This is a genomic window from Pedobacter cryoconitis, assembly GCF_014200595.1.
Taxonomy (GTDB): domain Bacteria; phylum Bacteroidota; class Bacteroidia; order Sphingobacteriales; family Sphingobacteriaceae; genus Pedobacter; species Pedobacter cryoconitis_C.
This window is the reverse complement of sequence record NZ_JACHCG010000001.1, coordinates 2034754-2059787: the sequence shown is the minus strand read 5'-3', so window position 1 is coordinate 2059787 and position 25034 is coordinate 2034754. Positions and strand designations below refer to the sequence as shown.

At 38.7% G+C, this 25034-nt stretch carries 25 protein-coding genes; 16 read left to right on the top strand and 9 right to left on the bottom strand.

The annotated features are described in order from the left end of the window. Position 1: 1 nt before the first annotated feature. A complete protein-coding gene (locus HDE70_RS08550; RefSeq protein WP_183867193.1) occupies positions 2-901 on the bottom strand; it encodes a retropepsin-like aspartic protease in 900 nt (299 codons plus the stop codon). Between the two features lie 88 nt (positions 902-989). On the opposite strand from HDE70_RS08550, the gene HDE70_RS08545 reads away from it, so the two are divergent. The 3 genes from HDE70_RS08545 to HDE70_RS08535 are packed head-to-tail and all read left to right on the top strand — an operon-like array spanning position 990 to position 5024. After that, a complete protein-coding gene (locus HDE70_RS08545) occupies positions 990-1667 on the top strand; it encodes a hypothetical protein (RefSeq protein ID WP_183889384.1) in 678 nt (225 codons plus the stop codon). 22 nt (positions 1668-1689) lie between these two features. Next, positions 1690-3756 carry a hypothetical protein gene (locus tag HDE70_RS08540; protein WP_183889382.1) on the top strand — a complete coding sequence of 689 codons (2067 nt, stop codon included), beginning with the start codon at positions 1690-1692 and terminating at the stop codon, positions 3754-3756. A gap of 2 nt (positions 3757-3758) precedes the next feature. After that, the gene (locus tag HDE70_RS08535) at positions 3759-5024 is read left to right on the top strand and encodes a hypothetical protein (RefSeq protein WP_183889380.1); all 1266 of its coding nucleotides are present in this window, start codon (positions 3759-3761) and stop codon (positions 5022-5024) included. Positions 5025-5039: 15 nt separating this feature from the next. On the opposite strand, the gene HDE70_RS08530 is transcribed toward HDE70_RS08535, so the two are convergent. The 3 genes from HDE70_RS08530 to HDE70_RS08520 all read right to left on the bottom strand — a co-directional run bounded on the left by HDE70_RS08530 (position 5040) and on the right by HDE70_RS08520 (position 9069). Beyond that, positions 5040-6308 (bottom strand): YeiH family protein, encoded by a 1269-nt coding sequence (locus HDE70_RS08530; protein WP_183889378.1) that lies wholly within the window; start codon positions 6306-6308, stop codon positions 5040-5042. 132 nt (positions 6309-6440) lie between these two features. Next, a complete protein-coding gene (locus HDE70_RS08525) occupies positions 6441-7553 on the bottom strand; it encodes an aminotransferase class I/II-fold pyridoxal phosphate-dependent enzyme (RefSeq protein WP_183867198.1) in 1113 nt (370 codons plus the stop codon). A 49-nt stretch (positions 7554-7602) separates the two neighbouring features. Then, positions 7603-9069, bottom strand: a complete 1467-nt coding sequence (locus HDE70_RS08520; RefSeq protein WP_221302022.1) for a PLP-dependent aminotransferase family protein — start codon at positions 9067-9069, stop codon at positions 7603-7605. Positions 9070-9158: 89 nt separating this feature from the next. Between HDE70_RS08520 and HDE70_RS08515 the strand changes: the two genes are divergently transcribed. The 11 genes from HDE70_RS08515 (at position 9159) to HDE70_RS08465 (ending at position 16242) form a co-directional block, all read left to right on the top strand. After that, positions 9159-9629: a cupin domain-containing protein gene (locus HDE70_RS08515; protein WP_183867199.1), complete on the top strand. Its 471-nt coding sequence runs from the start codon at positions 9159-9161 to the stop codon at positions 9627-9629. A gap of 10 nt (positions 9630-9639) precedes the next feature. Next, positions 9640-10533: a dihydrodipicolinate synthase family protein gene (locus HDE70_RS08510; protein WP_260160181.1), complete on the top strand. Its 894-nt coding sequence runs from the start codon at positions 9640-9642 to the stop codon at positions 10531-10533. 72 nt (positions 10534-10605) lie between these two features. Continuing rightward, positions 10606-11163, top strand: coding sequence for an NADPH-dependent FMN reductase (locus tag HDE70_RS08505; RefSeq protein WP_183867200.1), 558 nt, complete (start codon positions 10606-10608; stop codon positions 11161-11163). A 148-nt stretch (positions 11164-11311) separates the two neighbouring features. After that, positions 11312-11797 carry a hypothetical protein gene (locus tag HDE70_RS08500; RefSeq protein WP_183889376.1) on the top strand — a complete coding sequence of 162 codons (486 nt, stop codon included), beginning with the start codon at positions 11312-11314 and terminating at the stop codon, positions 11795-11797. A 9-nt stretch (positions 11798-11806) separates the two neighbouring features. After that, positions 11807-12484, top strand: a complete 678-nt coding sequence (locus HDE70_RS08495; protein ID WP_183867202.1) for a hypothetical protein — start codon at positions 11807-11809, stop codon at positions 12482-12484. Next, the gene (locus HDE70_RS08490; protein ID WP_183889374.1) at positions 12465-13268 is read left to right on the top strand and encodes a sensor histidine kinase; all 804 of its coding nucleotides are present in this window, start codon (positions 12465-12467) and stop codon (positions 13266-13268) included. The genes HDE70_RS08495 and HDE70_RS08490 overlap by 20 nt, the downstream gene beginning before the upstream one ends. Beyond that, on the top strand, positions 13265-13912 hold the full coding sequence (locus HDE70_RS08485; protein WP_183867204.1) for a response regulator transcription factor: 648 nt from the start codon (positions 13265-13267) through the stop codon (positions 13910-13912). The genes HDE70_RS08490 and HDE70_RS08485 overlap by 4 nt, the downstream gene beginning before the upstream one ends. 144 nt (positions 13913-14056) lie before the next feature. Then, the gene (locus HDE70_RS08480; RefSeq protein ID WP_183867205.1) at positions 14057-14371 is read left to right on the top strand and encodes a hypothetical protein; all 315 of its coding nucleotides are present in this window, start codon (positions 14057-14059) and stop codon (positions 14369-14371) included. Between the two features lie 58 nt (positions 14372-14429). Next, the gene (locus HDE70_RS08475) at positions 14430-14978 is read left to right on the top strand and encodes a hypothetical protein (protein ID WP_183889372.1); all 549 of its coding nucleotides are present in this window, start codon (positions 14430-14432) and stop codon (positions 14976-14978) included. A gap of 9 nt (positions 14979-14987) precedes the next feature. Continuing rightward, positions 14988-15809, top strand: a complete 822-nt coding sequence (locus HDE70_RS08470; RefSeq protein ID WP_183867207.1) for a hypothetical protein — start codon at positions 14988-14990, stop codon at positions 15807-15809. Positions 15810-15822: 13 nt separating this feature from the next. Continuing rightward, positions 15823-16242 carry a thiol-disulfide oxidoreductase DCC family protein gene (locus HDE70_RS08465; RefSeq protein ID WP_183867208.1) on the top strand — a complete coding sequence of 140 codons (420 nt, stop codon included), beginning with the start codon at positions 15823-15825 and terminating at the stop codon, positions 16240-16242. Between the two features lie 7 nt (positions 16243-16249). On the opposite strand, the gene HDE70_RS08460 is transcribed toward HDE70_RS08465, so the two are convergent. Together HDE70_RS08460 and HDE70_RS08455 are read right to left on the bottom strand one after the other, a co-directional pair. Continuing rightward, positions 16250-17041, bottom strand: coding sequence for an alpha/beta hydrolase family protein (locus tag HDE70_RS08460; protein WP_183889370.1), 792 nt, complete (start codon positions 17039-17041; stop codon positions 16250-16252). Next, a complete protein-coding gene (locus tag HDE70_RS08455; RefSeq protein WP_183889368.1) occupies positions 17041-17718 on the bottom strand; it encodes a pseudouridine synthase in 678 nt (225 codons plus the stop codon). Before HDE70_RS08455 ends, HDE70_RS08460 begins: the two co-directional genes overlap by 1 nt. A gap of 161 nt (positions 17719-17879) precedes the next feature. Here HDE70_RS08455 and HDE70_RS08450 point away from each other — a divergent pair, with 161 nt between their 5' ends. Continuing rightward, a complete protein-coding gene (locus HDE70_RS08450; RefSeq protein WP_183869700.1) occupies positions 17880-18401 on the top strand; it encodes a hypothetical protein in 522 nt (173 codons plus the stop codon). 57 nt (positions 18402-18458) lie between these two features. Beyond that, the gene (locus tag HDE70_RS08445; RefSeq protein ID WP_183869699.1) at positions 18459-19196 is read left to right on the top strand and encodes an NUDIX hydrolase; all 738 of its coding nucleotides are present in this window, start codon (positions 18459-18461) and stop codon (positions 19194-19196) included. A 3-nt stretch (positions 19197-19199) separates the two neighbouring features. On the opposite strand, the gene HDE70_RS08440 is transcribed toward HDE70_RS08445, so the two are convergent. The 3 genes from HDE70_RS08440 to HDE70_RS08430 are packed head-to-tail and all read right to left on the bottom strand — an operon-like array spanning position 19200 to position 25011. Further along, positions 19200-20606 carry an efflux transporter outer membrane subunit gene (locus HDE70_RS08440; RefSeq protein ID WP_183889366.1) on the bottom strand — a complete coding sequence of 469 codons (1407 nt, stop codon included), beginning with the start codon at positions 20604-20606 and terminating at the stop codon, positions 19200-19202. Positions 20607-20634: 28 nt separating this feature from the next. After that, entirely contained in the window at positions 20635-23841 is a 3207-nt protein-coding gene (locus HDE70_RS08435; protein WP_183869697.1) for an efflux RND transporter permease subunit, read from the bottom strand. 6 nt (positions 23842-23847) lie between these two features. Further along, on the bottom strand, positions 23848-25011 hold the full coding sequence (locus HDE70_RS08430; protein WP_183869696.1) for an efflux RND transporter periplasmic adaptor subunit: 1164 nt from the start codon (positions 25009-25011) through the stop codon (positions 23848-23850). Between the last annotated feature and the right edge of the window lie 23 nt (positions 25012-25034).

Here is a 25034-nt window from a genome sequence, read left to right as displayed (position 1 = left end):
ACTATTCATTGATAATCAGCTGTGCATGATTGACATCAATAGTAATCTTTTTTCCGATCCAGTTGAGTGAAACGATACCGTCATAAATCAGCCCTTCTACAAAGGAAACTTTCTGGTTTTCAAGTTTTGCCGAAGGAAGGTCTTTAAGTGCTATCGATGGCAGGTTAGTGGTGTAAATTTTGGTTAATATAGCAGGATTAAAATCACTTGGTTTGGCATTCACCTTCACTTTAGCAGTATCTGTACTATCGATTCCCAGTAAAGGCATGTATTTAGAGTTGATGCGGTAAACGTTATTTCCCGAACCACTATCTATAGAAAATTGCAGGTTCAATTTATCATTGATATTAAAATAAGCGAACATATCCAATGATTTATCTCTTGATATTTGCAGTTGTAAAGCAACTGTTTTACCCCTGGCCTTCAGCTCAGTAAAGCTTTTTGGCGTTTCAAAAATCAACTGTTTATTGGTATAATCCAGGGTCACTACCTGTTTTTTAAAGCTCATTAAAGAAATCAATCCGTCTATCGGGCCAAAGTCCACATCAAAAATGGTCAGCACCGGATGTGTTTCAGTAAAACTTCCTATAGTTAAAGAAGCGGCATCATAAAGATCGGCATCAAGTTTTTCTCCCGTCGCTCTGAAGGCTGTATAACCTCCATCCTGCTTGTTTAATCCTTTGATTTTACTGGCGAATTTTTTGGTGACCAGCGTTAAGCCTGCGCCGGTATCGAACACAAAATTGCCTTCAACACCATTGATTTTTGCTTTGACCATCACGTGTCCCTGGTTGGTTATAGTGATCGGAACTGTGGTCTGTGCTTGTAATGTCTCGCTGGTTAATGCGATGAAAAATAGAAATAATAAAGGTTTTAAGTAGCAGAGCGTTGATTTTGGCATAAAAAATGGAAAGTGGAAGATACAAAAGAAGATTTGAAAAAAACTCTACCTTTAAAAAATATTATATAACGATTATTCTACCTTTTAAATGCAAAATAAAACGCTCAGATATCTGCTATTACTCTTAACTCTATGTTGCTTTTCTTCTTGTTTTCAAATCATTGAAGAGATTAACATGGCCAATGATGGCTCAGGAACAGTAAATCTAACGGTGAATTTGAGTGCGAGCAGAACTAAGGTAGCCTCTATTATGCTTTTAGATAGTATCAATGGATATAAAGTACCAACTAAACAGACCATCCAGAGAGAAATGGACGAAATAGTTGCCTATTTAAAAAAGGCCAAAGGGATTAGTAACGTCAAAAAGAAAGTAGATTTCGACAATTATATCGTGAATTTAAGTTTCGCTTTTGAACAAGTTTCTAATATTAATAATATCAATCAAAGTGTCCTTAAGAAGCTAAAAATTAATGCGGTAAATAACTCTTCATATACTTTTAATATAGCAACCGGAACATTTCAGCGCAATTATACCCATACTAAAGAAGCATTTATACAATATAATAAGCTAAAGCCAGAAGTAAAAAACGTCTTTAAAGAAGCGACTTATACCAGTATCTACAGATTTGAAAAACCGGTTGTGAGTTCCACTAATCCGCTGGCTAAAGTCTCTAAATCTAAAAAAGCTATTTTGCTGAATACAGGTGTTCTGGGCCTGATTAACGGCAAAACCAATATCTCTAATCAAATTATCCTGTCTAAATAACATTCTATAATATATCATTCTCATGAATCATCTTTCCAAATGTGCGGTTACTGCTATTTTTTCTATAGTTGCGCTGGGCGCAAATGCGCAGGACCTGACCCATAAAATTCCGGCAGATGCCAAAGCTGTTGTTACCCTTAAGGGGGACAACCTGATCGAACTGATGTCCGTAAAAGAGTTCAATACTACTTTTCTGGGAAAAAAAATGCTTGAAAAAATGCCTGAATCTGTGAAAGGCCAGACTAAAACTATTGCAGATTTTGGGATTAACCTGGCTTCTGTTTTTTACTATTACAACCAGAGTAATGATAGTGTAAGTTATAACTGTGTCCTCGCTCCTGTCAACAATTCCGGACAGATAGATGATTTATTCAAGCAGTCTGATAAGAAATTTACTAGAAATGATCAGTTAAGATCTTTTTATAACCATGATTCTACAGAAGTGGTGATATGGAATAATGAAATGTTGCTTTTTGTAAAGAGCAGCGGAAAAGACGCTTATTTTTCCAGACCAGAAGTGAGTAAAAGATTAGGTTTACCGGTAACCAAAGATTATAGTTTAACAGATTCTGCAACGACTGCGGCTGAACCTGCTTACCGTGGTCTTGATTATACAAAAGATGCAGACTCTGCCATAACGGCTACGGAACCTTACCTGGAAGAAACAGTACCGGTAAAGAAAAAGAAAGCTGTTTTGCGTAAACATAAATCTGGGCGCCATAATCTTCCAAAACATAAAATATCAAAGAAATATCCGAAAAGAAAAAAGATAAAGAAAGCGATCAGCATTGATGAACAGCCTCTTAAGGAAGAAAGTTATGCGATAATTGATACGACTAATTCGGATATTATTATTGATGAAAATGCTCCGGTTTCTGCTTACGGGCAGGATATTGAAATTGACACAGCTACAGTAAATGCGAATAAACGGATTGCAGCTATAAAGAATAAAGAAGTAGTTAGCTGGACAAAAAAGATGATATCTGGTTTCTTCGCTAAGGATAACCACAGTTCTATCTTAAGCAATAAAGACTTTGTTAAAAGTATAGATGAAAAAGCAGAAGTTACAGCATGGCTTGCAAATACTGAAAAAGCAATGCTGGATTTTATGCCAGCTGCAATTTTTAAAGGCATCAATTTTCTAAACGGTTATGGAAGTGCAAATGTGAAACTTTACCTGGAAAAGAATGCCATCAGAATTGGTTCATCGATTACCTTAAGTAACGAAATGGCAGAAGCCTTTATCAAAATCAATAAGAGAAAGGTAAACAAGAAGTTTTTGAACTATGTGAATGAGGATAAGCTTACAGGGTATATGGCTTATGCATTGGATACTAAGGCTTATTTGCAGGAATACCCTAAGTTAATGAACAGGATGTACGGTTCAATCTATAAGGATGAAGCAGACATGGCGACCGATTTATTCTCCCTGTTACTGGATGAGGAAGCAGTTAGTAAAGTCATTAAGGGGGATGCGCTTTTCATTTTCAATGGCTTAAAGCAAAATGAGGTTACTTATAAAACTTATGAGTACAATGAGGATAATTTTGAGAAAGACACAGTCACCAAAACTAAAAAAGAAACCTCTCCTGATTTCCTGTTGATGGTTTCTACAGAAGATACCAGGTTATTAAATAAGCTGATTGCATATGGAGTTAAGAAAAATGTTGTGAAAAATCAGCAAGGCTATTATGAGATTTTTACTTCAAAAACCCCTATGCCTGTTTATTTCGCGATTCATGAGGGGATTATTTTTGTCGGAACAAACGTGGATGAGATTAAACAGATCGTTAGTAATCGATACCAGGCGAAGGTTTCCGCTAAACATAGGGATGCAATTCTGAAAAGTAACTTCTCTGCGTATTTCAGTTCTAAAAGGCTGGCCGGAAAGATTCCTGAAAATGAATTGACCAATCCTGTACAATTGATCAGAACCAACAAACTGCTGAATTCTTTAGGGGATATTTATCTGAAATCTAACCAGATTAAAGGAAATGTGTTTTCTGGTGAAATCAGTATGGATATCCCGGCGAAGGAGCAAAATGCTTTAAAATACTTATTCTCTATTGCGGAAGATGTAGAAAAATAAACATGAGAAAGATATTCATAACAGCAACAGGTGTAGTTTTACTGTTGCTGTTAGCTGTTTACGGCTTACTTCAATACAGACAGTACAGTTCTTATCAGAACAGGATTCATCAGCAGGCTTCACTGATTTTTAAAATCAATGTAGATCATATCGTGAAAAAGAGAGGTTTGAGCAATTTAAAAAGCGATGCCCGTGGGTTTGGTGTACCAGCTAATATCTTCATTTATACGGTGACTAATAAATCAGCACTGACGTTTTTCTGCTCTCTTCCGGTAACCGATACTGTAGAACTAAAGACTTATCTTAAAAAAGCATTCAGGATTAATCATTTTATAGTAAATGCGCAGGGATCAGTATGGGGAAATAATCAGGATCAAAGTATAAAGATAGCATATGATGACAGGAACGTAGTGTTCTGCTATTCTTTACTAAAGGAAAATGTAAATGATATCATGGGAGAATTGCTGGCAGGAAAAAGCTTTTTAGCAGATACAGCTGATCGGATTGTCAGGCTGAAAAAGGAAGGCGCCCCTATTGTTTATGATTTCAAAAATTACTCCGGACAGGCAAGCTTAGCTGATCACCATATTTTATTAACCGGCACCTTTCCTGTGGAGGGTTTTGGAGTAACGGATTCTTTGAAGTGTCCCGCTGCTTTAGCTAAAGGATTAAGTGTTAATGCGTGGATCAATGGTAATTTAAGCGGGTTATTAACTAAAGACATCAGGTTCAAAGATTATATTTTGGAAAAGGATTCGCTGTTAAAATATTATAAAGGGTACGCAGCTATGGAAGTTGGAAATTCAGTAAATCAGTCTCAATCAGTAATCAGTTATACTTTCAATGATGAATTTGAGCAGGTTGAACAGGTAGTTCAGAAAGAGGTCAAGGTTCCGGAAATCACTTTATCCTTCAAGGGGAATACATCCCCACTGGTTCATTACCTGCAAAAGCAAAGGGTTATTGGTTCAGATAATCAGCTGAATAAAGAGTTGTTTCCTTTATATGAGGTATACGGTAAATATGATAACCGGGAGTTACAATTCAGCACGAATAAAGCCAGACCTATAGCCTCTGCAACTGTGATAACCCCTTATTTCCTGTTTGCGGAACTTGATTTTGATCAGCTCAGCAAACACAACCAGTTTACCATATTTAACAGTTATATCAAAGATTTGAGCGCGCTGAAGGTGAAGGCGATCAAACAAAATCGTGAGGTCGGGAAAGTTGAAATTGAATTGAAGTTTAACGGCGACATCAACTTTTAGCTTAACGTCTTTTACTTAAATATGCGCTGCGTCATTAAAAAGGAACCAGGCAATAATTAAGGTGATGAAGATGTTAAACAACTGTGCTAATAAAAATGCATACAGTGGCTTCTTATTCTCATTCTTAAACAGATCTTTAAAGTTAGTCTCCAGTCCGATACTGGTAAAAGCAAGCGTGAACCATGCATTTTGCAGGTTCTTAAGGCTGTCCTTTACCGGAGCTGCTGTAGCCGGCGATAAAAAGAAGGAGAAAACTACCGAAGCGCCTATAAAAGCCAGTACAAACTTTGGAAACCTCTCCCAAATTACTTTTAAAGTGGGTTTTTCTACTACATCGCTGCCCTTGGCAGTTTTATTATAAGACCAGTAAATACTAATGGCAAAAGCTGCAATTCCGAGCAGCACATTCTGTGAAAATTTAACGATGGTACTGATTTTTAATGCTTCCTCTCCTACTAAAGTTCCGGACGCCACAACTGCTCCTGTGGTGTCAATACTGCCACCCAGCCATGCACCAGTTACTTGTTGTGGGAAAGAGAAATAAGCCGCGATATAGGGCATAAAAATCATCATTGGAATGGCAGTGATCAGTACCATAGAAATCACGTAAGACAACTTTTTGGGATCACCTTTAATAGCCCCTGAAGTCGCAATTGCAGCAGAAACGCCGCAAATAGACACTGCGCTGGAGATCATCATCGTCAATTCATCATCTACTTTCAGCTTTTTACAAAGCCAGAACGCAAAATACCATACAGAGAGTACTACAATTAATGCCTGCATCAGCCCTAATGAGCCTGCTTTGAGGATATCTGAGAAAATAACAGTGGTTCCCAGTAATACAAGCCCAATTTTAACAAAAAGCTCTGTAGATAGCGTGTCTTTGAACCATTGCGGAAGTTTAAACAGATTACCGATGATCAGGCCAATAGCCAGACTAAAGATTACAGCTTCCAGGTTAATTGATTTGATAAATGAATTTCCTGCCAGGACAAGTGCAAAAATGGTCAGCAGGTAAACCGCAGGAAAACTGATTAAGAAGTTTTTAACTGGCTTACCGGTTACCAGCGCGCCAATAGCACCTACTATCAGTACAAAAATAAACTGAATGAAGATTGTCGTCAGGTTGCCTGTATTAAAAATAGCAGTTCCAAGTTCAGCAGGGCTGCTCCATTTATAGACAGGTACAGGAACAATATAAAAAACAAGAGAAAAGAGAATTACAAGAGATCCCAGGATAACTACTGTCCAATCTTCATGGAGAGGTTTAATTTTATCAGTCATTTTAACAATTAAGGTCAGGCTTCCAATTGGTTAAGCGCACTAATATATTAAAATTTAACTTATACGAAGTATAAGACTACTAATTTAGTATGCTAAATTAGCAGTCTTCACATTTGATGCTCTTTCTTCGCTTTATTTCCTGATATACTTTCCGAATATTTCCAGGATCTCTGGCAGGTTTTCCCGTCCGAATCCGATTCTTGCGTGTTTGTCGCCGTATTCAAAAGTTTCAGCTGGTAATAACATAATCCCTGTTTCTTTAACCAGCTGCTCTGCAAATTCCAGGGATGTTCCTTTGATTTTTAACTTGATAAAAGCTGTTGAACCTCCAACTGGTTTGGGAAAATCAAAAAAGTCTGCATTGTCCTGATGAAACTGAGTAAACAATTTAAGGTTCCTTTTAATTTTCAATAAGTTAGGTTGCACAAATTTATCCATGTTGTTGAGTGCAATAGTAGCTAGTATTTCACTGGTTGCACTGTTACAGATACTCAGGTAATCTTTAAAATTCTCTACTTTTTGCAGGATGTCTTTGTTTTTTGAAGTCAGCCAGCCCAATCTTAAACCGGCTAGGCCAAAGGTTTTTGCCGTGCCCCAAAGGCTGACTGCATTTTCATACAAATCACAGGCAGAGGGTAAATCTTCGTCCTGCGTATGATTTAAAAAGCGGTACATTTCATCAGAAAAAAGAACGATGTTATGTTTTTTAGCTATGGCTATTATCTTTTTATAATCTTCAAGAGTCGGGATAAAACCAGTAGGATTATGCGGGAAATTGATAATGATCATTTTTGTAGCAGGACTGATCAGTTTTTCAAGTTCTTCAGGGTCATAGTACCAATTGTCATGCTCCTGGCTGGCTTTCCACGAGGAAACATCACAGCCTAAAGATTTAGCGATCTCATATAAAGACTGATACATCGGTGACATACAAATCACATGATCTCCCTGGGAAAGTAAAACATTCATCAGGACAAAATTTGCTTCACCGGGTGAAGAAACGACGATTTCATCCAGTTCAATAGTTTTGAAATGCTGCTGAATTGCGGTACGGAGTTCCAGGCTCCCACGTGTTTCTGTATAACCTAGCTTTAAGCCATTCCATCTTTCTTTTTCTTCTGCTGTAGCCAGGTTAAGCACATATTCCATTGGGTAACCATCACAGTCAGAACTTGATAACAGATATTTAGCTGTAAATTCATATCTGGCAAAGTATCTTTCTACAGCAAAATCTTTTATTTTCATATATAGGTTTTTAGGTTTAAGCTATGCGTATTGCGGTTGCTAATATATATTAAACCATTTTTCCAATCAACCTCAATCCCATCTCCATTTCGTCTTTTGTTAAAGAAGCATAACCTAATCTCAATGCATTCAAGCTACTGCCATCAAAAGAAAATGGTTCAGTTGGAATAACAGACACGCCCTTTTCCAATAACTTTGCTGCTAAAACTCCTGTATCTCTGTTTTCTTTGAAAGTAATCCAGTAAGCCAACCCGCCTTCCGGCTTTTTAAAAGTAATAGAATCTCCAAAATACTCCTGAAGCATTTTCTCCATCAATTCTCTCCGTTCTTTATAAACGGCATAAGCTTTTTTTGCATGCTTTTTAACTGCGCCTTCCTCCATTAACTCCGCAACCGCATGTTCCATCACATTATCCCCCTGTACATCAATCATCTTTCTTAAAGCAGCTACTGATTCTATGAATTTCTGCGGCCCTTTGATATAACCAATCCTTAAAGCAGGCGCGACAATTTTACTCAGTGAACTAATGTAAATCACATTATCCGCATTTTGATGGCTGGCCAGTGGAAATAAACTTTTGGAACTAAAATGGAATTCATGGTCGTAATCATCTTCAATAATTGCAAAGCCATGTTGATTGGAAAGTGTAATCAGCTTTAAACGCCTGTCAATTTTCATACTGACCGTTGTTGGAAACTGGTGATGTGGGGTAACATATACCGCTTTAATTGAGGTCTTTGCACAAAGGATTTCCAAATCCTCCACACAAATACCATGCTGATCAACCTTTATCGGCAGCAACCTCGCTCCTGCACGCTCAAAAACTTTCCATGCCGGCGCATAACCAGGGTCTTCTACCACGATACAATCGCCTTTTTCTACTAAAACATTTGCGGCCAGGTATAAGGCCATCTGACTTCCCCTGGTGATACAAAGCTGTCCCGTTTCTACGCTCATTCCCCGATCGTGGATCAACATACTGGCAATTGCGATTCTTATGCGTTCAGTTCCCCGCGGATCTCCATACCCCATCATCCGCCACTTTGCATTTTGCTGAAATATTCTTTTATAAGCACGCATTAGTTCATTCATGGGTGCTAAATGGACATCAGGTAAACCATCATTAAAAACAACCAGGCTTTTCTCTTTATCTAGATAAGCCGTATACTGCTGTTCCCGGTACTTGAATGGAATATCTTTATGCGCTATTGCTGCTTTATGATCCCGGTAAAGCTTAATATTCTGAGGGAGTTTATCCGAAACGAATGTCCCTTGCTTATAAGCAGTAGTGAGCCATCCTTCTGCAATTAAACTATCATAAGCCAGAATTACTGTTTTCCGGTTCAGTTTCAGATCGGCTGCCAATTGCCTGGTACCCGGTAAGGCCATCCCCGGTTTTAACCTGCCTTTTTTGATTTCTTCAATTATACCTGTTGCGATTTGACGATATACCGCTTCGCCACTATCCAAAGTGACAGGCAGCATAGTTTTCCAAGGACGAAGGATCTGGACCATGTGTTTATGTAGATTCTGGAGGATTATATGGGGTCCAATGTAATCTATTTTTGTCGTATAAATAATTGATAACCTTAAATAATAAAGAAATGGAAACTACAGAAGAAAACAAATCAGCATTTACATCCAAAGATTTTCACCAGACTTTTGCGAGGCCAACTTTTATCATGCCGGATAAGTTAATCCACAGAAATGTGGAACAGGCTGGTGAGCATAACCAATTTTCAACAGAAAGGAAACATCCTGTTTTCTTCGTGGATCTGCCTGCTAAAAACGTGAGCATGACTATTGGTGGCTTACTTCCGGGGCAGTTGACTAACAAACACAGACATACTTATGAAACTGTACTTTTTGTATTGGAAGGTCATGGATATACAGAAGTTGAAGGCCTCAAAGTAGAGTGGAAAGCTGGTGATGCAGTTTATATCCCGAGCTGGGCATGGCACTGTCACCAGAATTTAAGCGAAAGTGAACCCGCAAAATATCTTGCTTGTGAAAATGCCCCACAACTGCAAAACCTGGGCGTAGCATTACGTGAAGAAGAAGGAAGAGATCTTTAATAACTTATTAATGAGCATACACATGAATAAAGATGAAATAAAAGGCATTATTGCCTACCCAGTTACTCCGTTTGATGCGCAGGAAAAAGTTGATATCAGCTTGTTTAAAGTGCTGGTAGAAAGATTAATAGTTTCAGGGGCTAATGGAATTGCACCGCTAGGCAGTACGGGGGTTTTACCCTATTTAACCGACCAGGAAAAAGAAGCTATCACTGAGGCAACTGTTCAGCAGGTAGCAGGCCGGGTCCCTATTGTTACAGGGGTGTCTAATCTAACTACGGAACGCACAGTCCACCATGCGCGCTTCGCAGAAAAAGCAGGTTCTACTGCGGTAATGATCCTTCCAATGTCTTATTGGAAACTAACCGACGACGAAGTTTTTACACATTATGAAAAAGTTGCCAATGCAATTTCTATTCCGGTCATGGCTTACAATAACCCGGCAACAGGTGGTATCGATATGTCGCCTGCGCTGTTAAAGCGTTTACTGGAAATACCCAATGTCACTATGATTAAAGAAAGCACTGGTGATTTGCAAAGGATGCATGATCTGCGCAGAGCGCTTGGAGAAGAGGTTGCTTTTTTCAATGGCTCTAATCCTCTTGCACTGGCTGCATTTGCTGCTGGTGCTACAGGTTGGTGTACTGCTGCCCCTAATTTAATTCCAGAATTAACGAAGGATTTATATCATGCGGTACAAAACAACAATTATGAGCTGGCAAGAGCTATATTTTATAAACAAGTTGGTTTATTGCAATTTATTGTGAGTAAAGGATTACCAAGAGCTATACAAGCAGGACTTGAACTTAAAGGTATCCCGGCAGGTTACCTCAGATCACCTTTAATGCCACTTACAAAGGCAGATAAAGAACAATTGCAGGGACTTTTAAAAGAATGCAGCTAGCACATAGCTTCAGACAATGGGGCATTTTAAGTTCCATTGTCTATTGATGGTTTCATTGCGTATTATTGCTTTATGAAACCTTTATCCCTAAAAAACATAGTTGCCATTTCAGGCAGCACAAGAAAAAACTCTACCAATTATCTTTTAATTAAAGCTATTGGGGAGCTATCAAATGATATCTTCGAAATCACAATGTTTGAAGACCTGCTGGATTTGCCAGCATTTAATCCTGAGGAGAGTTTTGAAAATACACCTGCAAAAGTCCTTGATTTCAGAACCCTGCTCCAGACTGCTGATGGTATATTGATTTGTACGCCGGAATATGCACATGGCGTTCCGGGAATTTTGAAAAATGCAATTGACTGGACGGTTTCCAGTGCCGAATTCTCCAATAAGCCTACTGTGCTGATCACTGCTTCTACTGACGGAAAATACGGACATGCATCCTTATTGGAAACACTTAAGGTTATAGAAGCAAAAAATATAGAGGACCTGCAATTGCTGATCCCTTTCGCCAAAACAAAAATTAATGGTGAGGGTAAGATTACAGACGAAAAAACACTGGAAGAGATTAAAACAGTAATCCTTAAATTTAAAGATACTATCAATGAACTTTTATTGCCTTGCTAATCCGATAAAGGCGTTCAAATATGAATAGAGGCGGGTTTAAATAATCAAACCGTAAAAATACCTAAATTGAAAAATGCGTATTTCTACGTTGTAGGTTCTAGATTTTTCTACTATATATTTGGATCATCAAACCCCAAATATTCGAAAAATGAAAGATCTACAAACGCTCAGATTTTATTGGTTAAGGTACGAAGTTAGCGCTATTGAAGAGTTAATTGACAGCTCTGATGGAATAGATAACTTTGTATTTTCTTACTATTATCCAGCAACTGATCATGCAGATAAACCACTGCAACTAGTTGCCTATGCGCACATGGTAAATGCTGCTCATCCTGATGGTATATACAGTACGTATTATGATACTTTATCAGATTACGAACACAAAACTCAGGAAATCTGCGGCCCTGTAATACTCAGCAATAATGTACTCTCACTAACTCAAATGCTGGAATTAATTGATAATCCTGAAAAGCCTGATTATTTAGTTCTGATTCCAAATGTAAATTCAGACAGGAATGTGTATTATAGTGTAGAAGCGCATTACAATGATGCTTCGGCAATTGGTACTGCACAGAAACCGGCCTTATCCGGTCCTCCCCCTAAAGATACTAATCCGTCCCCTCCTGCTACATAAACCAGGAAAATGCTACATCAGCTATTGCATATGCTACAAGTTATTCTGGATTGGTCAGAAGTCTGGGCGTTGTTCATTCCCATTGCCGTCCTGCTCTATAAAAAACAACCGGCCATTCATCAACCGGTTGTTTTTTATATATGGATTGCACTGGGAATAAATATCATCATTGATATCGTCTGGAAGTTTAGAATCGTACTGCCTGTAAGCTTTAGTTCAAACAACTGGCTATATAATTTACACTCAGTGGTAACGTTCTTTTTATTCAGTTCATTTTTTATTGGCCTTAAACAACAAGTTATAGTAAAATTAAAAAAGACAATTCAAATTGCCTTTATCGTTTTTCTACTGGTCAACTTTATTTTTTATGAAAACTTTTTTGATTACTGGCGATTGAGCAGCCGGTTATTATCAGTTGAGGCAATTTTATTGTTGTTTTACTCACTGAGCTATTTTTTATTTAAGGTTCACGAAAACGTTAATGTGAACATATTCACAAGTGACTTCTGGATTGCCACCGGGCTTGGTTTGTATGTGGCTGTTAATTTCTTTATTTTTCTTTTGTACAATGAACTTACTATACACATGATAAATTTCGCGATCAATCTATGGAATGTCCATAATATCTCTTATATCTTTTTTAACCTCTTCATTGCTAAAGGTTTTTATGCATCTGGTAAACATTGATATCAGACTTTTTCTTGTAGTAGGTATTGCGGCAATGCTATTGCTGTTTATTAGCTTTTTGCTGATTTTTATATTTACACAACGTAAAAAATTACAGTATCAGAATTCTCTCCAGGCATTAAGTGAACGGCAGAAGAATCAACTGATAGAAGCGGCAATCAAAAGTGAAGAAGCCGAGAGGCATCGTATAGCCGAAGAATTGCATGATGAAGTCGGTGCAATTCTGGCCTCTTCAAAATTACATTTCCACAGTATCAAATTAGGTGCGGGAGAATATAATCTGGGTATTTATAATAAAGCCAGGGAATTACTGGACGAAGGCATTAAAAAGGTGAGAAATATATCCCACAGTCTTCATTCCGCAATTTTGCAGGAGTTTGGGCTAAATGAAGCAATTAGTCATTTCGCTCTAAAAATTACGCATGAGTCCCTGATTGTGGTTACAGTTGAGCTTGATCATGTACACCACTACCCTATGAAAAATGATATCAGCGTTTATCGTATTATTCAGGAACTGCTTAATAATATTATTACGCATGCGAATGCTACTAAAATTCATATCATTTCTGAATATACCAGTCAGGAACTAATCATGAAAATTTCACACAATGGTCTGGGCCTGACTCAGCAGCGCTTTGAAGAGTTGCGGTTTGAGAAAAATGGCCTGGGGCTTAAGAACATACAAAACAGAGCCATATTTCTGAATGGAGAACTGATATTCTCCCAACGGGAAACAGGTTATCAGATTGATATTCACGTTCCAACTAACCAGATAAATATATGAGCAGAATAAAAATAGCAATAGCAGATGATTATGCAATATTCCGGGATGGCTTAAAAGTAGGTTTAAATCAGGATGAAACCATGGAGGTAGTCCTGGAAGCGGGGAATGGTGCTGAGCTGCTGGATGGATTGGCACAAAATGAAGTAGATGTCATTTTGATGGATCTGAGGATGCCGGGAATGGATGGTATGGAGGCTACCAAACAAATACGAAAGAAATATGAGCATATCAGAATCATTGCGGTCACTTTACATGATGAAGATAGTTTTGTAGTTCATCTGATGGAAATTGGCGCACATGCTTATTTACTGAAAGATGCTAATCCTGTTGATATCAGGGAGGCAATCTATGCGGTACATTTACATGGTTATTATTTTAATGAGCTGATGAATAAGGCATTGCTCAAAAAGTTGATTCATAAGGGAAATTTCAAGCCCACATTTACAAATAAAGTTGCCTTATCAGAACGTGAGCTGGAAGTTCTGCAATTAATTTGTGATGAGAAAACAGCCATAGAAATTGGTTCGGCAATCTTTTTAAGTCCCCGTTCTGTAGAAGGTATCAAACAACGTCTTATTGATAAGATTGGTGTCCGCAATACTGCCGGCCTTGTTTTGTTCGCTGTAAAGAATGGGCTGATTTAACCTTTTTGGCTAAGTAGAATTACTCATTATTTTCTTTGCGTAGATCTACTATGGCTATTTTCCTGTGATCTCCCGTCCTTTATGCTGTGCAATGAAGCTTCAATGAATGCACCTAAAAAACTATTTTATTTAACAAATTAAATTATGGCAAAGTTAAAATTAACACATGCAGAATTAGCTGCACTTGATGCCCTTATTGCAGAAATGCAAGGTGACCACAAAGGAGTAGAAGCAGAAATCGGAGATGTAAAAGCATTTATTACAGCAGTAGTAAGAGTAACAGCTCAGGCTACTAAAGTTGTAGTAAAAGCAACTCCTTATGTGACTGACATCGTAGAAGTAGCAACTGCTGTTTTAGGTAGAGAAACACATGACGAAGCAACCAAATCTTTAGAGCAGCATGCTAAAGCTGGTATCAATGTTCAGCAACTAATAGAACTTCGTAAAAAGTTTAATTAATTACTGTTTTAAGGGCGGGCCTGATTGCACCCGCCTTTAAAATTTAACCCTCTTCAATATGGCTACGCATACAGACATCAATATCATTTATGAAGCTATAGTAGCAAGTTTTCTTGCGATATGGTTTTTGCTCACAATTTTATGCCAGTTCAGAAGTACTAAATTTTCTAACTATATCAGGCACACGATTGATATTTTCGGCCTTATCCCCTTATGGACGTTTTTTGCGCCTAATCCTGGAAAAAGCGACTATCATTTATTGTACAGAGATAAAATTGATGAAGAGAATAATAGTGAATGGGAAGAGATGGACATTACCGAAGAACGTTCTTTATGGTCATGGTGCTGGAATCCTGATAAAAGGGATAAAAAGATATTATCAGATGTAATTCAGAGCCTGATTGCAAGTATTCCGCATTATAAAGGGGCTAATGGATATGATCTGCTTATGTTCTCCATGCCTTATTTGATTGTATTGCATGCGGTAAGTAATTGTGAATGCCAAACCGGCTCTGGCCACAGACAGTTTATGCTTGCCGAAACTTCCGGGTATTTGAAAGAAAACCCGCCTTCTGTTATTTTATTGTCTGTATTTCACCAAATATAAATTTCAATTATGATATCTATTATAGAAACCAATCAGCTCATTTTAATCATTTTAAGTATTGGCTTGTTTATCTCCACCATGGAGTATATTAAAAAGATACAGATCTTCTCTGCTACAGGTTTACTATCCTGGAATGTAATGCAGTTACGTTGGGAAAAGAAAGATTACAATTCATTTTTCAGCCCGTTATTCAAATTATTTAATGAGAAAGGACTGGCTGTTATTTTTGCATTGAGATGTGTGATTATTATAGGATTGATATTTTTCCCTTTAGAGAGTACTTATGGCTGGATTTTAGTTGGATTACTAGGTTGCAGTTTGCTGGCAAGCTCTATGATTACCTTTTATGGAAGTGATGGGTCAGATCAGATGAATATGCTGATTATTATCACACTTTTTCTTTGTCATTTCCCTTTAGGTTCGGGGTCACGTTTAGCTACAATAGGTCTTTGGTTTATAGGCTTGCAAACTTGTCTTTCTTATACAGTAGCTGGTATTGCTAAACTTGCTTCGGCAGAATGGCGTGCTTCTACAGCGATTAAGGATGTGTTTTCAACTAAAACTTATGGTTCACAATGGGCTGCACTATTAATGAAAAAATATCCGGGTCTGAATGTATTTCTGTGCTGGAATGTGATGATCATGGAAACCTTATTTCCGTTATGTTTGATTCTGCCTTTTAATTATGCACTGGTGTTTATCATCTGGGGTTTTCTGTTCCACTTGTTTACGGCTATTATAATGGGCTTAAATTCATTCTTCTGGGCTTTTATGGCTGCTTACCCTGCTTTGTTTTTCATCAATCACCAGATTCAAGCTTATTTGTACTAATCAGGAAATGCCAATGTTATTAAACCTAGCCGGAAAAAAAGATATTATACTGTTTGATGGAATTTGTAATTTCTGTAACAGTTATATCAATTATGTCATCAGTCACGATCAGCATAACAGATTCGTTTTTGCTTCTTTACAAAGTGATGTCGCGAAAGAGTTATCAGCAATTCACCACATAGACCTGCAAGATCTGAATAGTATAGTGGTGATCAACAACAGAAGGGTGCTCACCCAGTCTGATGGGATTATTCACATAGCCAAACATTTAAAGAGCAGGTGGTCATGGTTGTTGTTCCTGATAGAATTTATTCCACGTTCTATCCGGAATTATGGTTATACGTTATTTGCCAACCGCCGGTATTCGTGGTTTGGGCAAATGAACAGTTGTGTAGTGCCGACTCTTGAAATGAGAAAGAAATTCCTGGTTTGAACCCAGCTCATTTTTTTAACAAAAAGCCTAAAACCAACTGGTTAATTTCTTCCTGCTGCCAGGCTTTCCCATTGTCGTCCATTTCATTGTGTATAGTGTTTTTTAACTTCACAAGCTCTATTCCGAATTGCTGCTGTTCATCAGGTGCAGGTAAAACACCTTCATCAGCTGGCTGATCTGAAGAGCGCAGACTGTATATCCTGGGTTTACTAACTCTTGGAAATGGCATTCTCCGGTTATCAAGAGAGATCACCTTATCCACTAATTCAGGGTGTTGTGTCGCAAAAAGCATGCTCATATCTCCCCCGTTGGAATGTCCGATTAAGTTAAGGTGTTTATAGTCAAGATCGGGCCTGGTTCTTTTCAATTCCCTGATTACAAATAAAATATTCTGAACTCCCCGCTCCCAGTTCGACCAGCGTGTTTCAATCGGTTTACCGGTAGTGGGAAGCAAATCATCTGTGGAGAGCTCATGTTGAATACTTACTACAGTATAACCTTTTGAGGCCAGAAAATTGGCCAGGTAACTATACGCTTTATACGATCCCCATTGGTTTTGGCCGTAACCATGGCTTAAAATAATGACCTGATTTAATTTTCTTTGAGAAGCTATAGATTTTTCAGGTTCATAAATCGCTACTGGCACAAAGCGTTTTCTGGATTGATCGACCCAGTTGAGGGTATCCATTTTAACTACGCTAGTTAGCGATTTGGCTGCTGATACGACAGATGGCTTTTGCTGTGCAGACAAGCTGCCAGCTCCCGCTAAAAGTAAAAGAATGGATAATAGTATTTTCATTACCAGCTCATCAGATCCATCACTCTTTTAAATTCTTCGTGTACACTGGCTTTCAGATGAATATCTTCTTTAGTAACCGGGTGTTTGAAGCTGAGTTCTGAAGCGTGTAATAGCATCGTTGTCATTTCCCACTGCTCTTTGAAGAACCTGTTTTGTTTGTTACACCCATGCTTACGGTCACCTATAATTGGGTAAAAGATGTGTGCAAAGTGTTTGCGAAGCTGGTGCATCCGCCCGGTTGTAGGGGTTGCTTCTACTAAAGAGTATCTTGAAGTAGGGTGTTGACCCAAAGGAATATCCAGTTCTGCTCTTTTTAGGGTAACAAACGAAGTAAAAGCTTCTTGAATTGCACCGTTTTCTTTCACTAAGGGATAGTCTATATCCTGACTGTCAGGAGCATATCCTCTGACAATTGCAAGATACTTCTTTTGTATTTCTCCATTCTGAAACTGCTGATGCAGTGCAATTTCAACATCTTTCTCAAAAGCAAATAATAATAAACCGCCTGTTTTTCTGTCTAACCGGTGTACCGGACTTACGCGTCTGTTAACTTGATCTCTTAAGAGTTGTAAGGCAAATTCTTTCGCATCGGTTGCGATGGAGGAACGATGTACAAGTAGTCCGTGTGGTTTATTGATCGCAATGATATGATCATCCTGGTATACGATTTCAAGCATTAATTTTTTTCGCGAATATAGCTTTTTATAAATTCTCCAGAAGATGAAAGTTCTGATTTGTAGTAATAATATCGAACATAAAATGGGTTTCCTAATTCAAAAGCGCGCTGCTTTCCTGGTTCATGCATATTACCCATGTTTTTTATACTAAATTTATACTTATGAAAATTGCAACAGTCCTATTAACAATTATATTATCCTTTAGTATTAACAAACAAAATAGAATTTTTCTTAGTCCCGAAATCAGTATTATACTACCTAAGGGAGCTAATGCATTTGATGACCAGAAATTTAAAGAAAGCATGAGTGCTTTCGGTACTGGGGAAGCTTTTAAAAGGCTTACAAAAGATATTTACAAGATTGATAACATCATTCTTCGTTTTGCAGTTGTAAATGGAGAAAGATCTTATGAGTATTTGCAATCAGAACAGCAATCTTATGAAAGATATTTGAAACCTACAGCTGAGAATGATTATAATTCGGAAATTAAAAGTATTAAAGGTAATTCTTATTTAAATATTAGTTTTCACATTAAAACTTTAGGCCACAATAGGGCCAAAGTTTACAATCCCAAAACCAGGAAAATTTTTAATATTGAAATTGAATATAAATTAATAGCAGGCGAAAAAGAGAAATCTGAGCAGATTATGCAAGAAATACTGGAAAGTGCAGAATTCAAATAAATACGATTAACCAATTTTCCCCAGATCTTTTTAAACAGATTCTTATATTGCCCCATCATGAAATTAGATCAGGGCATAATAAAGAAAAGTAAGTGGATGTGGGAAAATTGTTTGCCCCATATCTCCGTAGACAGCGTAGTATTCGGGTTTCATGAAAACCAGCTTAAAGTCTTATTACTCAAAATGAATGTTGCCCAAAAATGGTTATTACCAGGTGGTTATATTCTTAAAAATGAAAGTTTACAAGATGCCGCGCAACGTGTTTTGCTTGAACGGACAGGTGCAGAGCGTGTTTACCTGCAAGAATTCGGGGTATTTGGTGCTTTAAACCGTTCTGAAGGATTTTTTGAGGGCTATGAAGATGACCTGTGGTACAAACAACGTTTTATCTCTGCCGGGTTTTACGCGCTTGTAGATTACACCGAGGTAAATGTGATTGCTGATGAATATAGTGAAACCTGTGAATGGCGAAGTATCGATGATTTGCCGGAACTGGCGATGGATCATCAATTAATCTATATGAATGCACTGACTGTATTAAGACAACAACTAAGTTATAAACCAATTGGCCTGAATTTACTTCCGGAGAAGTTTACACTGCCGGAACTGCAAAAGCTCTATGAAACTATATTAGGGAAACCATTAAACAGAGGTAATTTTTATCGCCGTATTATGCGTTTTGATATCCTGATCAAGCAAGAAGACCTGCGTAAAGGCGGGGCGCATAAATCACCCTACCTTTACAGCTTTGATCCTCTGAAATATCACGAGTCCCTGCAAGGGCTCGATTGGTAATCGCTATTTCCAGCCACCACCTAAAGCACGGTAAAGATTAACCACAGCCTGCATTTTTTGCAAGTGATCACTTACACCGCTCAATTGCGCTGCTAATAAACTTTGTTCTGACGTTAATACATCAGTATAGTTTGTAGCAGAGCTAAAGCGTAATAAGTCCTGTGTATAATCAACTGCTTTAACCAGTGCAGCAACTTGTTTAGCTCTTGAATCTTGTTTTTCTACCGCAGTCTGATAAGCATAAAGTGCGTTGGAAACCTCCTGCCCCGCAACCAGTAAACTTTGCTGGAAGTTATTCAATGCCTGGATTTGTGCGGACTGCGCAGTTTTTAAACGTGCTTTGTTTAATCCCTGGTTGAAAATTGGCTGTGTCAACCCACCTACTAAATTGTAGAAGACAGAATGGTCAAAAAAGTCTTTCAGAGTCAGGTTTGAAAAACCAGCTGAAGCTGTTAAAGTCAAACTTGGATAGAAATAAGTTTTGGCCAGGTTCGTGTTCTCAAAAGCCCCTCTGAAAGCAAGTTCAGCCTGTTGAACATCAGGACGGTTCTGCAATAACTGCGCAGGAACACCAGTCGCTAAATCTGAGGGAATAGCTTGTGCGTCCATAGTGCTTCTGTCAATAGATCCCGGACTCTCAGCCAATAATATGCTGATTGCATTCTCTGTTTCACGGATACTCCTTTTCAAATCTGGTATAGAAACTTCAGTAGCATAACGGCTCGCCTCACTTTGTACTACAGCTGCACCATTAACTACGGCACCTTCTTTCAGTGCTTTCATCGTTTCTACATTTGCAATCCTGCTTTCCAGTGTTTTTTGCGTAATAGCCAGCTGCTGATCCAGCGCTAATAATCCATAATAGTTATTTGCAATATCAGCAATCAATTGTGTCTGGACGGCTTTCTTAGCCGCATCTGTTTCCAGGTACTTGGCTAAAGCCGCACGTTTAGTACTGCTCAATTTACCCCAGATATCTGCTTCCCACGAAGTACTCATGGATAACTTATAAGTATTAGTCAGCGTATTGATATTAATCCCGGGAGGAAAATTTAAACCCGCAGATGACTGTTTACTTCTTGTGGCATTTGCATCTGCACTCAGCGTTGGCAGAAAAGCCAGTTTTGCCTGCTGCAAAGAAGCCTGAGCCTGTAAAATATTCTGGATTGCATTTTTCAGGTTCACATTCTGATCCAGACCTTTTTGAATCAGTACTTTTAGCTTCTGATCTGTAAACAGTGTCTGCCATGGCTGTGACGCCATAGTTGCAGAGTCTGTTAAATTTTGTCCGCGATACAATCCATCAGTCTTCACTTTGGGTGTTTCGTAGGTTTTCGTTACTGAGCACGCGCTGAAAAAGGTGGCGGCGACCAGTAAAGCAAAAACCTGTTTGTTATATTTATGAGTCATCTTATTCTGTTCTAAAATTTAAAATCAACTAAGCAGTTGGTGGTTCAAGCAATTTATGCTCATCCGCACCTTCTATCCTTTTAGTTTCCTGTGCTTCTTCTTCCTCCTCTTCATCATAATCGTAACTTGGTTTAGCCGGGCCACTGATTTTTTCCTGTAAACCCTGGAAGATGATGAACAATACCGGGATCACGAAAACCCCTAAAATTGTTCCGATCAACATTCCTCCTACCGCACCTGTTCCGATAGATTTGTTACCAACCGCACCTGCACCACTAGAGAACATCAGAGGCATTAAACCGAAGATAAACGCAAATGATGTCATCAGAATAGGTCTTAGACGGGCAACGGCACCTTCCACAGCAGATTGTACAATCGGCATCCCCTTTCGTCTTCTCTCCAACGCAAATTCTACAATCAAAATACCATTCTTTGCTAACAGGCCGATCAGCATGATCAGGGAAATCTGCAAATAGATATTACTGTTCAGTTTAAAGATAATGGAGAACAGATAAGCTCCTGCCAACCCAAACGGAATAGATAACAACACCGCAAAAGGAAGGATATAACTCTCATACTGTGCACTCAATAAGAAATAAACGAAAACAAGACACAGGATAAATATAAACACGGTTTCACTTCCTGAAGCCAGCTCTTCGCGGGTAAGGCCCGAGAAATCAAATCCGTAACCCTGAGGCAAAGATTGGGCTGCTACTTCCTGAATTGCCTTAATTGCATCTCCGGAACTAAAACCAGGATTCGGTGCACCAGTAATTGCAATAGAACTAAATAAGTTAAATCTGGAAATAGATTCAGGGCCATATACTCTGTTCATTTTTATAAACTCAGTAATTGGGGCCATTCCGCCTGCACTATTTCTGACAAAGATCTTGTTCAGCCCTTCAGGATTAGCACGGAACTGATCAGCTGCCTGAACCATTACCCTGTACTGCTTACCAAACTTATTAAAGTTCGAAGCATACAAACCACCATAATATCCTTGCATGGTTTGCAGAATAGTATTCACGCTAACGCCTGCATCTTTAGCCTTTTCCAGATTTACATCCATCATGTACTGAGGGAAGTTAGGATTGAAAGAAGTGGTCGCATACTGAATTTCAGGACGCTGACTTAACTTAGCCAGAAACTCATTGTTGATCTTAAAGAAATCAGCCGTACTATGTCCGCCTTTATCTTGTAATTGAAATTCAAAACCTCCGCTTTGTCCAAAACCCTGGATAGTTGGCGGAGAAATAAAGAAGATACTTGCTTCTCTGATTCCGGCAGTTTTACCAAATAACTCTTTAACAACATCATCTACAGTACGTTTACGCTGATCCCATGTTTTTAACTTCAGAATTACCATACTGTATGCACTACCAGCACCAGCGGTGAAATTCTGTCCAACAATACGTAATGTATGCTGTACTTCGGGTATCGTGTTTGCAATACTATCTACCTTAACTGTCACTGCTGCTGTACGCTCCATGGAAGATGAAGGCGGCAAACTGATGTTGGCAAAGATAGTTCCCTGATCTTCTGCCGGAACAAAAGAAGAAGGTGTAGTTTTCATCATGTAAAACAAAGCTGCACCGGCAATTAAAATTGAACCTAGAACAATCCATTTTTTTACTGAAAGGAATTGTACAGAACGTTTATAACGGTTAGTCAGGCTGTCAAATGCAACGTTGAATCCAGTATAGAAACGTTGTAAAAACGTTTGATTATGCTTGTCATCTTTATGAGGTTTAAGCAGCAAAGCACATAATGCCGGGCTTAAAGTCAATGCATTGATTGCCGATAAAATAATCGCAACTGCCAGTGTAATACCAAATTGCTTATAGAATACCCCGGTAGAACCTGTAATAAAAGTTACCGGAATAAATACCGCTGCCATTACTAAAGTAATCGAGATAATTGCACCGGATATTTCATCCATTGCATCAATCGTAGCTTTTCTGGCAGATTTATAGCCATGATCCAGTTTAGCATGGACCGCCTCGACGACTACGATCGCATCATCGACCACAATACCAATGGCGAGTACCAAAGCAAAAAGTGTTAGCAAATTGATGGTAAAACCAAACAGGTTCAGGAAAAAGAAAGTACCTACAATCGCTACCGGAACCGCAATTGCCGGCACCAATGTAGATCTGAAATCCTGAAGAAAGATAAATACAACGATAAATACCAGGATAAATGCTTCAACCAGGGTATGGATTACTTTATCAATAGAAGCATCCAGGTTTTCATTGACATCGACAAGTGTTGCATATTTAATTCCTTTGGGGAATGTTTTTGCAGCCTCATCAATGATCTTTTTCGATTGATTAATTACGTCCCTTGCATTAGATCCGGGCGTCTGACTAATAGCCATCGCTACCGATTCTTTACCATCTGTTTCAATGGTAGAAGCATAACTTAAAGAACCAAGTTCTACTTTAGCCACATCTTTCAAGCGCAATAACTGTCCGTTACCTGCCGATTTAATGACTATATTTTCGAATTCATTTACTTGTGTTAAACGGCCTTTATAACGGATAACATATTGGAATGACTGATTACTGTTCTCTCCGAATTTTCCTGGAGCAGCTTCAATATTCTGTTCTGCCAGTGCTGTGGTAATATCGCCCGGAATTAAACCGTATTGTTGCATCAGATCTGGTTTTAGCCAGATACGCATCGAATAATCTTTGGCACCAAAAACGGATGCATTACCTACCCCGGTAACACGTTGTATCTGTGGTACTAAGTTAATTTTAGCATAGTTTTGCAAGAATGTCTGGTCATAAGCCTTATTATCACTGTATAAAGAGAAAATCAATAAGTTACTGCTTTGACTTTTCGTCACCGTTACCCCTGCCTGAGTAACCTCCGCAGGTAATAAACTGGTTGCTCTTGAAACTCTGTTCTGAACGTTTACTGCGGCTAAATCCGGATCTGTACCTACTTTGAAATAGATACTGATACTTACTGTACCATCGTTCGCAGAAGTAGAAGTCATGTAAGTCATGTTTTCCACCCCATTAATCTGCTCTTCTAAGGGGATAACCACACTTTTTAAAACCACATCAGCACTTGCCCCAGTATAACTGGCAGCAACGTTAACTGTTGGCGGTGCAATATCGGGGTACTGGGCTATAGGCAGGGACGTGAGTCCGAGTATACCCAGAATAACAATAATCACTGAGATTACTGTCGAGAGAACTGGTCTCTGTATAAATATCTTAAACATCTGTTCTTATTTTAAATCTGCGTAAACAGTTTCTGGATTTTCGGCATTTGCTTTAATCTGTGTACCATCTTTTAAAGTTGCAACGCCTTCTAATACAATCTGATCACCTGCTTTTAAACCGGTTTCAACCACGAAGAAATTACCAGCGGTATTTTGCATTACCGTTACTGCAACATTTTTAGTTTTACCATCTTGCCCTACTACAACTACAAAGCGTTTATCCTGTAATTCGAAAGTTGCGCTTTGAGGAACCAGAATTGCATCCTTTACAGCATTAGGGATTCTTACAGTTGCACTGCTCCCGCTGCGGATAATACCTTTAGGGTTAGGGAAACGGGCCCTGATATTTGCTGAACCTGTAGCTGTATTAATTAATCCGTTTACTGTTTCTATACGCCCTTCTTCAGTATAAGGCGATCCATCAGAAAGTAATAAAGACACTTTAGGTAATTTAGCCAGCTTCTGGGCAAATGAACCACTGCCATCTTTTGTGAAATCTAACAATAGCTTTTCATTCAGCGCAAAATAAGCATATACGTTACCTATGCTGGAAACAGTGGTTAAAGGATCTGCGGTTGTGCTGCTTACCAAACTTCCTAAACGAAAAGGAATAGAACCAACTACTCCATTTACAGGGCTGGTTACGGTGGTAAATCCTAAATTCGTTTTGGCATTGGCCAGACTTGCTTTCGCAGTGGCTACTGCTGCTTGTGCAGATTCATAAGTGTACTGTGCTGATTCCAGTTCGTATTTACTTACAATATCTTTCTCTACCAATGGTTTTACCTTATTGATAGCCAATTTAGCAGCGTTTAGTTGTGCCATTGCATTTGCAATGCTGGCATTCGCTGTTCTTACATCCTGCTCGTACTGCGGCGCGCTGATTTTGAATAGCGGCTGGCCGATTTTAACAATCGCACCTTCATCCACAAATATTTTGTCGATGTAGCCATCTACTCTTGGCCTGATTTCGATATTCTGCTGCCCCTGGATACTTGCAGGATAGTCTGTATTTAATGTAGCAGATCTGGGTTCCAGTTTCAGGACTTTATATTCCTTAACCTGCCCAGCTGCGGCTGCGGCCTGTGCCGCTTTGTTTTTATCGTTGCCACATGAGGCTAGGGTTAGTCCTGTAATGAACAGGAGCCCAATCTGTATTGATGTTTTCATATTTACTTTTTCTTGCTGATTGG